At 62.1% G+C, this 12,961-nt stretch carries 12 protein-coding genes and 1 tRNA gene; 7 read left to right on the top strand and 6 right to left on the bottom strand.

What is annotated here, in order from left to right:
• Positions 1-201 precede the first annotated feature (201 nt).
• Complete coding sequence (locus IAE36_RS19135) at positions 202-1,092, top strand: AlgP family protein (protein ID WP_201214024.1); 891 nt, start codon at positions 202-204, stop codon at positions 1,090-1,092.
• Here IAE36_RS19135 and IAE36_RS19130 read toward each other — a convergent pair.
• Entirely contained in the window at positions 1,068-1,550 is a 483-nt protein-coding gene (locus tag IAE36_RS19130) for a TIGR02444 family protein (protein ID WP_201214023.1), read from the bottom strand. The genes IAE36_RS19135 and IAE36_RS19130 overlap by 25 nt on opposite strands.
• Positions 1,551-1,600: 50 nt before the next feature.
• On the opposite strand from IAE36_RS19130, the gene IAE36_RS19125 reads away from it, so the two are divergent.
• From IAE36_RS19125 to IAE36_RS19110, 4 genes are all read left to right on the top strand, one after another.
• Positions 1,601-3,511 (top strand): ATP-binding cassette domain-containing protein, encoded by a 1,911-nt coding sequence (locus tag IAE36_RS19125; protein WP_201214021.1) that lies wholly within the window; start codon positions 1,601-1,603, stop codon positions 3,509-3,511.
• Positions 3,512-3,642: 131 nt separating this feature from the next.
• On the top strand, positions 3,643-4,275 hold the full coding sequence (locus IAE36_RS19120) for a LysE family transporter (protein ID WP_028635545.1): 633 nt from the start codon (positions 3,643-3,645) through the stop codon (positions 4,273-4,275).
• A 177-nt stretch (positions 4,276-4,452) separates the two neighbouring features.
• Entirely contained in the window at positions 4,453-4,695 is a 243-nt protein-coding gene (locus tag IAE36_RS19115; RefSeq protein ID WP_201214019.1) for a DUF2789 domain-containing protein, read from the top strand.
• A gap of 69 nt (positions 4,696-4,764) precedes the next feature.
• Positions 4,765-5,403, top strand: a complete 639-nt coding sequence (locus tag IAE36_RS19110) for an NADH:ubiquinone oxidoreductase subunit N (protein ID WP_028635543.1) — start codon at positions 4,765-4,767, stop codon at positions 5,401-5,403.
• A 5-nt stretch (positions 5,404-5,408) separates the two neighbouring features.
• On the opposite strand, the gene IAE36_RS19105 is transcribed toward IAE36_RS19110, so the two are convergent.
• The 5 genes from IAE36_RS19105 to IAE36_RS19085 all read right to left on the bottom strand — a co-directional run bounded on the left by IAE36_RS19105 (position 5,409) and on the right by IAE36_RS19085 (position 10,544).
• Entirely contained in the window at positions 5,409-5,846 is a 438-nt protein-coding gene (locus IAE36_RS19105) for a CBS domain-containing protein (protein WP_028635542.1), read from the bottom strand.
• Positions 5,847-6,013: 167 nt separating this feature from the next.
• Positions 6,014-7,744 (bottom strand): dipeptidase, encoded by a 1,731-nt coding sequence (locus IAE36_RS19100; protein WP_201214017.1) that lies wholly within the window; start codon positions 7,742-7,744, stop codon positions 6,014-6,016.
• A 161-nt stretch (positions 7,745-7,905) separates the two neighbouring features.
• Positions 7,906-7,982: transfer RNA gene (locus IAE36_RS19095), tRNA-Arg, on the bottom strand.
• A gap of 112 nt (positions 7,983-8,094) precedes the next feature.
• Entirely contained in the window at positions 8,095-8,958 is an 864-nt protein-coding gene (locus IAE36_RS19090) for an ABC transporter ATP-binding protein (RefSeq protein ID WP_201214016.1), read from the bottom strand.
• Positions 8,955-10,544 (bottom strand): ABC transporter permease, encoded by a 1,590-nt coding sequence (locus IAE36_RS19085; RefSeq protein ID WP_268933161.1) that lies wholly within the window; start codon positions 10,542-10,544, stop codon positions 8,955-8,957. Before IAE36_RS19085 ends, IAE36_RS19090 begins: the two co-directional genes overlap by 4 nt.
• Before the next feature lie 297 nt (positions 10,545-10,841).
• On the opposite strand from IAE36_RS19085, the gene IAE36_RS19080 reads away from it, so the two are divergent.
• Together IAE36_RS19080 and IAE36_RS19075 are read left to right on the top strand one after the other, a co-directional pair.
• Positions 10,842-11,879, top strand: coding sequence for an ABC transporter substrate-binding protein (locus IAE36_RS19080; RefSeq protein ID WP_201214015.1), 1,038 nt, complete (start codon positions 10,842-10,844; stop codon positions 11,877-11,879).
• Between the two features lie 37 nt (positions 11,880-11,916).
• On the top strand, positions 11,917-12,822 hold the full coding sequence (locus tag IAE36_RS19075) for a TauD/TfdA dioxygenase family protein (protein ID WP_060482980.1): 906 nt from the start codon (positions 11,917-11,919) through the stop codon (positions 12,820-12,822).
• Positions 12,823-12,961 lie beyond the last annotated feature (139 nt).

The raw sequence follows: 12,961 nt of genomic DNA, 5'->3' as shown, positions 1-12,961 counted from the left end.
GCCCCTGAGTGGATGAAGGGCCAAGTATGCCAGCCTTTGCTTGCAGCGCGGCTGTTCACCGCCGCTACACTTGGCGGGCGGCGCTACTGCAACTTTGCCCCGGCATGCAACAGGGCATGGATATTACGGTCAACATGCCCTAGCGGCGTCAGCAGCAGAAGCATAGTATGAGCCGTAATCTCGTCAGCCAGGAGGTAAGCCATGTCGGCTAAAAAGAAGCCAGTCAGTACGCCTTTACACCTGCTTCAACAACTTTCAGGTAGCCTGCTCGACCATTTGGAGGAAGCCTGCTCGCAAGCGCTGGCTGATGCGGAAAAATTGCTCGCCAAGTTGGAGAAACAGCGCGGCAAGGCTCAAGAGAAACTGCACAATGGCCGTCTGAAACTGCAAGACGCCGCGAAGGCGGGTAAAGCCAAGTCGCAGTCCAAGGCGCAAAAGGCAGTGGGGGCTCTGGAAGAGCTGCTCGACTCCTTGAAAGACCGTCAAACCCAGACGCGTTCGTATATTCAGCAACTCAAGCGTGATGCTCAGGACAGCCTGAAGCTGGCGCAGGGCGTGGGTAAGGTGCGTGAAGCTGCCACCAAGGCACTGGACCAGCGCGCCGCCCAGGCTGCCAAGCCCGTTGCGGCCAAACCTGCGGCCAAGGCCAGCGCGACCAAGCCTGCACCCAAGGCCGCCGCTGCCAAGCCTGCGGCAAAAACCGCGACCGCCAAGCCGGCAGGTAAGGCACCTGCTGCCAAACCCGCTGCCAGAACCCCAGCAGCCAAGCCAGCTGCAAAAACCGCCGCCGCCAAGCCTGCTGCCAAAGCTACTGCAGCAAAGCCGGCCACCACGTCAGCTGCGAAACCTGCAGCTAAACCTGCTGCCACGCGTACTGCGGCAAAACCTGCTGCCAAGCCCGCTGCAACAAAGTCGCCCAGCAGTGCCTCTACTGCCAAGGCCAAGCCCGCGGCCAAGGCACCTGCGCGGGCGGCTGCCAGCAAGCCTGCTGACGCCAAGCCGGCGGGCACTGCCAGCAGCAACTCGGCCACTGGCAGCACTACCGCCACGGCCGACACAGGCGCCGCTCAGACTTCGTCTTCGGCTTCCTGATACGCCCTAGCCGCGGCGCGCAGCCGATCAAGCGCGTCGTGGCCCCTGGCAGAGCCTGGCGCAAGCCGGGCCAGCCAGTCGCCTGCGCCAGCGGATGACCCGCAAGGCCACTGTGCCGCGCAGACCTGAAGGCGATGTAGCAGGGTTTTTTCGGCTTGCAGCTCCATCCCTTTCAGTTGTTCACGCAGCAGCGCCAGTTGGCTGTCACTGCCAGCCGCTTCACGCCATTGCTGGCGCAGGCTGCGCAGCGGGGCGACCACCTCCCGTTGCCAGCGGCCGGCACAGCCCTGTAATACGTGCGCGCGCTCATCGCTGAAAGGCACTGCGCGGGCCTGCAACCAGGTCGCGCACAGCAGCAGGCACACGTCCCCCCCTTGCCTTTGCAGTTCAAGGCACGCTGCCTCCACACCGGGCCTGGCATACAAGGCCAATGCGTGATTCCACAAGTCGCTTTGCATGGTTGTACCCGCGCTATGGGCCGAGGAAGCTGGTAGACTCCGCGACCATCATGATCAGACTATCCAACCTCACTTTACAGCGTGGTCCGCAGCGCTTGCTAGACGGCGCCGAGATGACCCTGCACACCGGTCACAAGGCCGGCCTGATCGGTGCCAACGGCGCCGGTAAATCCAGCCTGTTCGCCCTGCTACGCGGTGAGCTGTCGCCCGATGGCGGCGACTGCCAGCTGCCTGGCGACTGGCGCATTGCCCATATGCGCCAGGAGGTCGATACCCTCGATCGCCTGGCGGTGGACTACGTGCTTGATGGCGATGTGCGCCTGCGCAAGGTCCAGGCCGCACTGGCCGAGGCTGAGCAGCTGCATGACGGTACTGCCCTGGCCCGGCTGCACAGTGAGCTGGAAAGCGCCGATGGCTACACCGCCGACGCCCGTGCGCGCAAATTGCTGGCAGGCCTCGGGTTCACCAATGAGCAGATGGATCGCCGGGTGGGTGATTTCTCCGGTGGCTGGCGTATGCGCCTGAACCTGGCCCAGGCCTTGATGTGCCCGTCCGATCTGCTGTTGCTCGACGAGCCCACCAACCACCTGGACCTCGACGCCATCCTCTGGCTGGAAGACTGGCTCAAGAGCTACCCGGGCACGCTGTTGCTGATTTCCCACGACCGTGACTTCCTGGATGCGGTGGTCGACCATGTGCTGCACGTCGAGCAACGCAAGCTGAACCTGTACAAGGGGGGTTACACCGCCTTCGAGCGCACCCGTGCCGAGCGCCTGGCGCAGCAGCAGCAGGCGTACGAAAAGCAGCAGGCGCAGCGTGCGCACATGGAAAAGTACATCGCCCGCTTCAAGGCCCAGGCCACCAAGGCACGCCAGGCGCAAAGCCGTATCAAAGCCCTGGAACGCATGGAAGAGCTGTCGGCGGCGCATGTGGATTCGCCCTTCGATTTCGTGTTCCGCGAGTCGCACAAAATCTCCAGCCCGTTGCTGAGCCTGTCTGAAGGCCGTCTTGGTTACGCGGACAAGTCGGTACTCGACAAGGTCAAGCTGCAGCTCACGCCAGGGGCGCGCATCGGCCTGCTGGGCCCCAACGGTGCGGGCAAGTCCACGCTGATCAAGAACCTGGCGGGCGAGCTCCAGCCCCTGGCAGGGCGCCTGGTGCTGGGTGAAAACCTGGCTGTGGGCTATTTTGCCCAGCATCAACTGGACTCGCTGGACGACAAGGCCAGCCCGTTGCTGCACCTGCAGCGCATTGCCCCCGCCGAGCGCGAGCAGACCCTGCGCGACTTCCTGGGTGGCTTCGACTTCCATGGTGACCGTGTCGACGAGCCGGTAGTGAACTTCTCGGGTGGCGAAAAAGCCCGCCTGGCCCTGGCGCTGATCGCCTGGGAGCGGCCCAACCTGCTGCTGCTGGACGAACCTACCAACCACCTGGACCTGGAAATGCGCCTGGCGCTGACCATGGCCTTGCAGGAGTTTGCCGGTGCAGTCGTGGTGGTTTCTCACGATCGCCATCTGCTCAAAAGCACCACTGACGACTTCCTGCTGGTAGCCGATGGCAAGGTCGAGCCGTTCGACGGTGACCTGGACGACTACAGCCGCTGGCTGGTGGAGTACCGCCAGCGCAGTGCGCCGGCCAGCAGCTCGCCGGTGAACCCGGACAAGACTGACAAGAAGGCCACGCGTCAGGCGGCTGCCGCCTTGCGTCAGCAACTGGCGCCGCACAAGAAGGCCGCCGACAAGCTTGAGGCCGAGCTTGGCCAGGTACACGCTCAGCTGGCCGAGATCGAAACCGCCCTTGGCGACGGCGGCCTGTATGAAGCTGCGCGCAAGGACGAGTTGCGGCAGTTGCTGGTACGCCAGAGCACACTCAAGCAGCGTGAAGGCGAGCTTGAAGAAGCGTGGATGGAGGCCTTGGAAACCCTGGAAGGCATGCAGGCCGAGCTCGAAACCTTGGGTTGAGCCTTAAGCTCATCGCCGGCAAGCTCGTTGCTGGCGATGAGCCGCTACCCACCCCCTTAAAATCTTCTGGTCATTTTTTCATCGGCGCCTTAGCTTAACGTTTTGCAACATGTGTTCGAGCGAGGTGTGCGATGTCTATGGAAGTGTGGTTGGGCTTTTTTGCCGCGTGCTGGGTGATCAGCCTGTCGCCGGGCGCCGGGGCAATCGCCTCGATGTCCAGCGGCCTGCAATATGGTTTCTGGCGTGGGTACTGGAACGCCTTGGGGCTGCAGCTCGGGCTGCTCATGCAGATCGCCATCATCGCTGCGGGTGTGGGGGCCATCCTCGCCGCCTCCGCAACCGCGTTCCAGTTCATCAAGTGGTTCGGTGTGGCCTACCTGGTGTACCTGGCCTACAAGCAATGGCGCGCCTTGCCCCTGGACATGACCGATGAATCTGGCGTACGCCCCATCGGCAAACCGCTGAGCCTGGTATTCCGCGGTTTTCTGGTCAATGTCAGCAACCCCAAGGCCCTGGTGTTCATGCTGGCGGTACTGCCACAGTTCATCAACCCGCATGCCCCGCTGCTGCCGCAGTACATTGCCATCGCCGTGACCATGGTGGCCGTCGATATGCTGGTAATGGCAGGTTACACCGGCCTTGCCTCGCGGGTATTGCGCCTGCTGCGTACGCCGCGGCAGCAAAAGCGCCTGAACCGCACCTTTGCCGGGCTTTTCATTGGCGCTGCCACGTTCCTGGCAACCCTGCGCCGCGCCCCGGTCTGACTGCCGAGGGCTGCCTGCAGCCCCTCGCTTCCTGCAGCGCTCGGACAAATATACGGGTTATTTCGAGTCTTCCCTGGCTGCGTGCTGTCTATCCACAGGCGGATGATCGCGTTCAGCAAGCTTTCACATCATGCCGTGCCCTGGCTCAGTAGCCGAAGCCGGTATCTAGGAGGAACCATGGATAGCCCGACTCATCATTTTTCAGAGATTTTCAAGCAGCTGGGTCTGCCTGACGACCCCGTGGAAATCGACCGTTTCATCACCACCCATTCGCCCCTTCCCGAGGATGTGAAGCTGGTGGATGCGCCGTTCTGGAGCGATGCCCAGCGCGCTTTTCTCAAGGAAAGCTACACCGCCGATGCCGACTGGATTCCCATGATCGACCAGTTGAACGAGGCGCTGCATTCGAGCAAGAAATAAAGCGCCGAGCGGCACCTGAAGGGTGATTGGCCGTTGCTATGCTCAGGTAAACAATAAGGGGATAGCGCGATGAAAGATCCCTATGCATCGGGTTTCTGGTGCGCCTTGTTGATCCTGGGCACGCTCACGGCCAGTTACTTCTACGGTATCCGCCAAGCCTATTACCTGAACCAGGCTGTGCATTTTTTGTACGCTGCTGCTGCGGTTATCGTCGCCTATTCACTCACCACGCTCACCTGGATCGCCTGGCAACAGCTGCGCTTGAACAAGCGTGAAGTGGTGCAGGGCCACACCTTGCTGACCATCTGGAACACCAAAGTGGCGCTGCGCCGTGTAGAAACGGTGTTCGACCGGTACTTCTGGGGCAGCTACTGGCACTCAGGCCGAACCTTCGAGGAGGTGATGGGGGAGCTCAAGGGCACACCGCTCGACCAGAGCCTGGATGCACTGAAATGCCAATGCCGTGCACTCGACCGTGAAGTGCATGATCACCATCACCACTGGTTGGCCAACGCCCGTGACCTCTCCAGCGTGGCACAGGCAATGGCGCGAGAGCGCTATCAGTTGGACCTGGGCGAGGCAATGCCGCAATACGACGGCACTACCACAGTACTCAACCGAGACCTGGAAGTGCTGGTGTATACCTGGTCAGCGCGCCTGCGCAGCTTTGACCACCAGCTGGACGAGCTGGAGCGCGCTTATCACTGACAGGCTCATTCGCCCCGGATGTACTGTTCCAGCTTCACAATCAGGCCGGCCTGTTCTGCAATGGTTTCCTTGACCAGGTCACCGATCGACAACAGCCCGAGCAGCTCGCCGTTGCTGACCACCGGCAGGTGGCGCAAGTGACGGTTGGTCATCAGGTTCATGCAGTACTCCAGGTTCTGCTTCGGCTCCACGGTCACCACGGGCGCACTCATGATGTCGCGCACTGGCGTAGCGGCGGATGAGCGGCCTTTCAACACCAGCTTGCGCGCATAATCACGCTCACTGACGATCCCGATAACCTGGTTGCCCTCAACCACTGGCAGCGCGCCGATGTTTTTCTCGGCCAGCAGCTTGAGTGCGTCGAGCACCGAATCGTCCGGGCCGATGGTGTGGACGGTCTGGTGCTCGGACTTGCTCTTGAGGATCTGCTCGACGTTCTTCATACGGGCCTCTGCGGGTGGTGTGGTGCGTGAGTTACTAAAGCATCCGGCACGCCAGCCTGCACGGCAATGCAGGAAACGGCATCGAGCCGATTGAAAAACGTCATGACCCTCGCCAAGGCGCTTTTTTCAGCTGATACCGCCCCCGCCTGAGTGCAGTGGATGCCGCCTCAGAGCTTGGGCATTTGCCCGATACGCGCGACCATTTCACTCACGATCTGCAAGTCCAGCATGAACTGCTCCACGGTCTTGAACTCGTTGTCGTTGTGCCCGGTGTATTTCACGTTTGGCATGGCCAGGCCGAATTGCACGCCGTTGGGCAAGTCGTGCACTGAAGTTGCACCTGCCGAAGTGCCGAACTCGTGCTTCATGCCCAGGTTCTCGGTGGCCACTGCCAGCAGCGCTTTCACCCACTCACCCTCAGGGTTGCGGTACATCGGCTCGTCCAGGCTGTAGTCGAAGACCACCGAGGTGTGGCTTTGCTCGCTCCATTTGCCGAGCTTCCCAGCGATTTCATCCTGGATCGTGGCAACGGGCTTGCCTTTGGGGATGCGCAAGTTCACGGCAAGCTTCAGGCCCTTGTCATCCACACCAACGAATGTCGGCGAAGCGGTCAGCGGCCCCATGAAGGCGTCTTTGTAAGCAATGCCCAGCTTGTTGCCCAAATAGTCCAGGCCCCAATTCTCTGCCGCGTAGCGGGCTGCATCGGTGAACTGGTTTTGCTTGAGTGGCACCTGTGGGCCCAGCCCGTTGATGAAGCCCAGCATGCGCGCCACCGGGTTCACGCCCGACTCCGGTTCGGAAGAGTGCGCCGAAACGCCGGCCACCGTCAGCACCACCTTGTTGCCTTCGGCCTTGGCCTCGATGCTGAAGTCGCCGCCATTACGTTTGACATAGTCGGCTCCTGCGTCGCTCAGGCTTTTTGCCAAGGCAGCAGGGTTGTCTGCGACCAGGGTGGCCACCGATGTGGTGGGGATCTGATTGGTGGCAAGCCCGCCGGTCAGGTCGGTGATTTCAGCACCGGTGCCGCTGGCCGCGCGCTTGTTGAAGGTCGCCATGACCGTGCCATAGCCTTTTTCGGCGATGACCACCGGGTAGCCGCCGTCCAGCGCCAGGTTGTAGTCCGGCGTGGGGTTGCGCTCGAAATAGTAGGGGATGGCATCGCCGGTGGTTTCTTCGGTGGTGTCGATCAGCAGTTTGAACTGCCGTGCGAGCGGCAGGTTTTCGTCTTTTGCCACCTTCAGCGCGTACATCGCCACCACGATACCGTTCTTGTCATCCTCCGTACCGCGGCCATACATGCGGTCACCCACCAAGGTGACCTTGAACGGATCCAGGCGTGTACCGTCGGGCAATTTCCAGTTATCCGGGTTCACCGGTACAACATCGGCGTGGGCATGTAGGCCGACGACTTCCTTGCCGCTGCCCAGCGAAATCTCGTAAACGCGGTTGTCGATGTTGCGGAAGGTCAGGCCAAAGTCATGCGCCAGAGCCTTGATCTTGTCGGCGATTTTCAAAAACGCCGGGTTTTGATACTGAGGGGTACCGTCGACGTTGAAGGTTGGAATGGCAACCAGTTCACGCAAGGTTTCGGTCGCGGCCTTGCCGTACTTGATACGGGTATACAGGCCGAGCAGGCGGTTCACTTCATGCTGCTGCTCGGCTGCCAAGGGCTTGCCTGTCAGGTAGGCATCCAGGGTACTGGCCAGGTCGTCGGCCTTCGCCAGTTCACTGCCCTTGAGCTTGCCGAGGAACTGCTTGAAGTCGTCAGGGTTGCTGCCTTCGAAGGCTTTGACGATGGCAGTGGATTGCTGTTGGCTGAGGTTGGCCTGGGCGGGCAGGGCGAACAAGCCGATGCCGGCCGCCAGCAGGGAAGTGGTGATCAGGTTTTTCAGGTACATGAGTGCGCGCATTCCTTCGCCAATCATTGTTATGGGCCCGTTTTGGAAAACGGGAAGACGCCCACGCTATCATTAATGGCCCGTGGTACGGGAGTACCAGGAATGCGACATGTCGCACAAACGAAAAAGCCCCAGGCACTGGCCTGGGGCTTTTTTTGATATGGCGCACTCGGCGGGATTCGAACCCACGACCCCTGCCTTCGGAGGGCAGTACTCTATCCAGCTGAGCTACGAGTGCAACGCGCACGCATGATACCCATCTCGGCCGGTGTCGTCCATCGCCTTGATCTGTAGCTGTTTTCTGGCCTGCTCAGCCCGAGGGCCTTCGCAGCTGCAGCCTCCCCCATCGCTCATAGTGCGATCAGCTCTGGCCGCAGGCCCTCGACACGCGGGGCTGGCGGCGGCAGGTAGCCGCCGTGCCCGGTAATCTGGTGCAGCACCTGCTCGCGTAGCCCGTGCAGCGCAACGCCTGTGCGCAGCCTGGGGTGCGGAAGGTCGATCTGCACCACCGACTTGATACGGCCAGGGCGCGGTTCCAGCACCACTACCCGATCGGCCAGGTAGGTCGCCTCCTCGGCGTCGTGGGTTACCAGCAAGGTGGTGATGCCGGCGCGTTCACGGATGGCCAGCAGTTCATCCTGCAGTTGCTGGCGGGTCAGTGCATCGAGTGCGCCAAAAGGCTCGTCGAGCAACAGGATACGCGGGCTTGCCACCAGGCCGCGGGCGATGGCTACACGTTGTGCCATGCCGCCAGACAACTGGTGCGGGTACGCCGATTCGAACCCCACCAAGCCCACCAGCTGCACGAACTCGTGCACGCGGCGGGCGCGCTCGCCCTGCGTCAGGTGCTCGTTTACCAAACCCAGGGCGATGTTCTGCTCCACGCTCAGCCAGGGGAACAGGCGGTGCTCCTGGAACACGATACCGCGTTCGCCGCCAATACCGCTCACGGGTTTGCCATCCACCTGGATGCTGCCGCTGTAGTCGGTATCCAGCCCCACCAACAGGCGCAGCAGCGTGGATTTGCCGCAACCGGAAGCACCGACAATGGCAACGAAGTCGCCTTCGCGGATCGACAGGTTGAAATTGTGGATGGCCTCGAAGGGGCGCCCATCAACGGTGAACACTTTGCCGACCCCTTCGAAACTGACCAGCGGTGGGCGAACATCGGCCTGGTTGGCCGCTTTCAAGTGCGAAGTGTTTAGAGGGTTCATGCGGTTCTCCAGCGCGTTGCGCGTGATTCCAGGCGTTGCCCAAGGGTGCCGAGCAGGGCGCCGATAAGGCCGATCAGAACCATGGCAGCCATCACCTGGTCCATGCGGAACAATTGCTGCGCGCCGATCATCAGGCTGGCGATACCGCCGTCCGAGGGCATGAAGTACTCAGCCCCGATAGTGCCCAGCCAGGCGTAGATCAGTGACAGGCGCAGCCCGGCAAAAATACCCGGCGCCGCGCCGGGCAGTACCAGAAGGCGCAGGCGTTGCCACAGGTTCAGGCGCAAGGTGCGGGCGGCTTCGCCCAACTGCGGCGAGAGGCTGGCAATGCCGCGTTGTGTGGCGATCATCAGCGGGAAGAACGCTGCCAGCCCTACGAAGACATGCTTGGCGGCCTCACCCAGGCCGAACCATGCAGTGAGCAGCGGCACCCAGGCAAACAGCGCCACTTGCCGCAAGGCCGACAGGCTGGGCCCGAACAGGCGTTCGGCCGTGGTTGAAAGGCCAAGCAGCAACCCGACCAGCAGGCCTGCACCGCCGCCCAGTACCAGGCCGGTCAGGGTGCGTTGCAGGCTAGCCAGCAACGCCTGGGGTAAGGAGCCGTCCGCCAGGCCGTCAAGCAGCGTATGCAGGACCTGCAGCGGGGAGGTCAGGATATTGGTGTCGACCCAACCATAGCGGCTGCTGGCCTGCCACGCCGCCAGCAGCGCCACGGGCAGCAGCAGGCTCTGCCAGCTGCGCGGCACCGCCCCGTGCCGTTGCTCCCCTGTGGCTGCTTGTGGCCAGAACAGCAGGCGCTTTTCCAAAGCCGAAAAACTGCGCTCCAGCAGTGCCCCCACCAGGCCGATGACCAGAATGCACAGCATGACCAGATCGAGCATGAACAGCTGCCGCCCCCACACCATCAGGTAACCGATGCCTTCGCTCGAGGCCAGCAGCTCGACGGCTAGCAGTGATGTCCAGCCCGTGGCCAAGGCCAGCCGCACGCCGGTGAGAAACGCCGGCAAGGCTGCCGGCAGCAGCAGGCGCAGCAACAGCAGGTGGCGTGGCAGCCGTAAGGCCAAGGCGGCTTCGCGCAACTTGGGCTGGGCATCGCGTACGCCCACCAGTGTGTGTAGGGTCACCGGCACTACCACGGCCTTGACCAGCACCACCAGCTTCAGCCATTCACCTATGCCGAAGAACAGCATGAACAGCGGGATCCAGGCCAGTGTCGGTATCTGTGCCAGCGCGATGAAGGTAGGCAGCACCAGCGTCTGCGCCTGGCGTGACGCCCCCAGCCACACCCCCAGCAACAAGCCGCTGCCGATCCCGACAGACAGCCCCCAGAACAGGCGCTGCAAGCTTATCCACAGGTGCCCCCAGAGTTCGCCCGAGCCGAACTCCACGGCGCTGTCCCACACCAGTGCTGGTGCGGGCAGGATCTGCTCACTCATCCAGTGCTGTTGTGTCGCGGTAAGCCACAGGGCGGCAACCGTCAAAGGCACCAGCCATGGCAGGCTTTGGCGCATGAAACGTTGACCGCCGTGTGAGCCGGGCAGGGCACTTGGCAGCCAGAATCGTGTTGTGCCTGAAGCTCCATCCATCAGCCGAATCTCGAAGGTTTGTGATTTATTCACTTATGGAATTAAAAATATCCAAAGGTGATCTTCAAGAGATAAGAGCACGGTGTTCTCGCCTGATGAAACCCTTTAGGCGTTGCGTTTTCCTCATATTTTCTATGCGTTTTTCGCAAGCCTGCCCGCAGAAGGCATGAACGCTCGTTTATGCCATTCGGTTACAAAAAAATGAGTTTTTGGTCTTTGTAGCTTTTATCCAGCGCGGCCTAGCTTCAGCCCACAGCGCCGGGCGTTTCCGGCGGCGGCCTGCCCTGGAGCCTTGCCATGAAAACCCCTTTGCGACATCTGATCACCGCCCTTGGGCTGGCCTTCAGCCTGAACATCCAGGCCGCTGAACCGGCTAACCCATCGAGCATTCGCATCGCTGTGCCGGACCTGAGCGCAGGCAGCAAGCCCAGTGCTGGTGGCGTGGTAGATGTGTTGCGTAACCAGCAGCTGCTGGAAAAGGAATTCGCCAAAGACGGTATTCGTATCGACTGGCATTTCTTCAAGGGGGCGGGCCCTGTGGTCAACGAAGCCCTGGCCAACGGTCAGGCCGACTTTGCCTACCTGGGTGACCTGGCTGCCATCGTCGGCAAGGCCAACGGGCTGGATACCCGGGTGCTGGCCGCCGGTGTGCGTGGGGTAAAAAGCTACCTGGGCGTGGTGCCCGGCTCGGGTATCAAGAGCCTGCACGATCTCAAGGGCAAGCGCGTGGCGGTGTTCCGCGGCACTGCCAACCAGCTGTCGTTCGCCAGTGCCCTCGCCAGCCAGGGGTTGACCGAGCGTGACCTGAAAGTCATCAACCTCGACTTCAATGCTGCCAACGCCGCACTGGCGGCCAGGCAGATCGACGCCACCTGGGGCTTGTCCAGCCTGCTGTCGTTGCGCGAGCGCGGGCTGGTCGAAATACCGGTCAGCTCCCGCGACCTGCTCGGGGCAGGGGGTACCCAATCGGTGTTGCTGGGCACGGGCGATTTCATCCGCAAATACCCGCAACTGGTGCAGCGCCTGGTCAACGCGCAGGAGCAGGCAAGCACCTGGCTGCGAAACGAACGCAACCGCGAGGCCTACCTGGAACTGGTGGCCAGCAACGCCAATTGGCCGCTCAGCATTCTGCGTGATGACCTGGCCAAGGAAGACCTCGCCCAGTACTTCGACCCGCGCCTGGACCCTGGCTTTATCAGCCAGTTGCAGCAGGGCGTTGACCTGGCTGCCAAGGAGCGCCTGATCCGCCGCGGCTTCCAGGTGGCCGATTGGGTCGAACCCCGCTTCCTCGATGCTGCATTGCAGCAGGAACATGCGGTACAGGCCGCGCGCTGAACCCTCCACCCCCACAAGCAAAGCAAGGACCACAACCATGAGTAACGCTGCCCTGGCCACCGTGCCGCACACCCTTGACCTCGACATTCAACCGGTTGCCGGCCGTATCGGCGCGCAGATCCACGGCGTGAAGCTGTCTGCCGACCTGGACGCTGCCACGGTGGCGGCCATCCAGGCTGCGCTGGTTCAGCACAAGGTGATCTTCTTCAGGGACCAGGGCCACCTGGACGATGCGAGCCAGGAAGGCTTTGCCAAACTGCTGGGCGAGCCGGTCGCGCACCCGACCGTGCCAGTGGTGGAGAACACCCGTTATCTGATGCAGCTCGACGGTGCCCAAGGCCAGCGCGCCAACTCGTGGCATACCGACGTGACCTTCGTCGACGCCTACCCCAAGGCGTCCATCCTGCGCAGCGTGGTGGCACCGGCGTCGGGTGGCGACACGGTGTGGGCCAACACCGCAGCGGCCTACCAGGAGTTGCCTGATGCGCTGCGCAAGCTGGCCGACTCGCTGTGGGCAGTCCACAGCAACGAGTACGATTACGCAACGCTCAAGCCGGACGTAGACCCTGCCAAGCTCGAGCACTACCGCAAGGTGTTTACCTCCACCGTGTACGAAACCGAACACCCGGTGGTGCGGGTACACCCGGTCAGTGGTGAGCGGGTCTTGCAACTGGGGCACTTTGTGAAGCGTATCAAAGGCTATTCCCTGGCCGACTCACAGCACCTGTTCGCCGTGTTGCAGGGCCATGTGACGCGCCTTGAAAACACCGTACGCTGGCGCTGGCAGGCCGGGGACGTGGCCATCTGGGATAACCGTGCGACCCAGCATTACGCAGTGGATGACTACGGCACCCAGCCCCGGGTGGTTCGCCGTGTGACCCTGGCCGGTGAGGTGCCGGTGGGGGTGGATGGTCAACAGAGCCGCACCACGCGCAAGGGTTGAGATACGCAGCGGCTTACAACAGTTGTGCTCTAGGCCCATGAATGATGATGGGCCTGTGGATACTCCGTCTGTGGGAGCAACTGTCTTTCACAAAATCTGAACGCTGGCGCAATCTACCTTGTGGGAGCGGCTTCAGCCG

Origin of the sequence: Pseudomonas sp. S36 (assembly GCF_016647875.1) — a bacterium.
Lineage (GTDB): Bacteria > Pseudomonadota > Gammaproteobacteria > Pseudomonadales > Pseudomonadaceae > Aquipseudomonas > Aquipseudomonas parafulva.
Note: the sequence above shows the minus strand (reverse complement) of the source record. Positions and strands in the feature narration are given on the sequence as shown.

Bases quoted from the DNA above. Each gene is read 5' to 3' on its own strand.
- IAE36_RS19105 (WP_028635542.1), bottom strand. From the start codon at position 5,846: ATGAAGAACGTCGAGCAGATCCTCAAGAGCAAGTCCGAGCACCAGACC.
- IAE36_RS19110 (WP_028635543.1), top strand. From the start codon at position 4,765: ATGAAAGATCCCTATGCATCGGGTTTCTGGTGCGCCTTGTTGATCCTG.
- IAE36_RS19100 (WP_201214017.1), bottom strand. From the start codon at position 7,744: ATGTACCTGAAAAACCTGATCACCACTTCCCTGCTGGCGGCCGGCATC.
- IAE36_RS19115 (WP_201214019.1), top strand. From the start codon at position 4,453: ATGGATAGCCCGACTCATCATTTTTCAGAGATTTTCAAGCAGCTGGGT.
- IAE36_RS19125 (WP_201214021.1), top strand. From the start codon at position 1,601: ATGATCAGACTATCCAACCTCACTTTACAGCGTGGTCCGCAGCGCTTG.
- IAE36_RS19120 (WP_028635545.1), top strand. From the start codon at position 3,643: ATGTCTATGGAAGTGTGGTTGGGCTTTTTTGCCGCGTGCTGGGTGATC.
- IAE36_RS19085 (WP_268933161.1), bottom strand. From the start codon at position 10,544: ATGGATGGAGCTTCAGGCACAACACGATTCTGGCTGCCAAGTGCCCTG.
- IAE36_RS19090 (WP_201214016.1), bottom strand. From the start codon at position 8,958: ATGAACCCTCTAAACACTTCGCACTTGAAAGCGGCCAACCAGGCCGAT.
- IAE36_RS19130 (WP_201214023.1), bottom strand. From the start codon at position 1,550: ATGCAAAGCGACTTGTGGAATCACGCATTGGCCTTGTATGCCAGGCCC.
- IAE36_RS19075 (WP_060482980.1), top strand. From the start codon at position 11,917: ATGAGTAACGCTGCCCTGGCCACCGTGCCGCACACCCTTGACCTCGAC.
- IAE36_RS19080 (WP_201214015.1), top strand. From the start codon at position 10,842: ATGAAAACCCCTTTGCGACATCTGATCACCGCCCTTGGGCTGGCCTTC.
- IAE36_RS19135 (WP_201214024.1), top strand. From the start codon at position 202: ATGTCGGCTAAAAAGAAGCCAGTCAGTACGCCTTTACACCTGCTTCAA.